This is a genomic window from Rhizobium sp. SVR5-9E, from assembly GCF_056755095.1.
The window spans coordinates 1-240 of the sequence record NZ_JBNDHS010000679.1 but is presented as its reverse complement, the minus strand read 5'-3'; the positions used below and the strand labels follow the sequence as shown (position 1 = coordinate 240).

Below are 240 nucleotides of genomic sequence, written 5' to 3'. Positions count from 1 at the left end.
CGGTAAGCCCCGCGCAGGGTAAGGTGCTGGCCTCTGCGTCATCCAGCGTTTCCGGGGCGGCCACCAGCCAGTTTTCACGCATGATCACGTATTCAGACAGCATCCCCTGGAAGTAACCGCCCAGCGTCTGGTAGGGCAAATTGCGGGCGTCGCCTTTCGGTTTACCGTCTACCCACTCCGGAGAGAAGGTGGAGATGACGCGAGCACCGGGTTTAAAGCGGGTAACGCCTTCACCCGTAC

At 60.8% G+C, this 240-nt stretch carries 1 protein-coding gene; it reads right to left on the bottom strand.

The window, feature by feature from the left end:
- Nucleotides 1-240, bottom strand: a 240-nt coding sequence (locus tag ACPYOJ_RS36535; protein ID WP_481420562.1) for an alcohol dehydrogenase catalytic domain-containing protein, incomplete at both ends; no start/stop codon positions are given.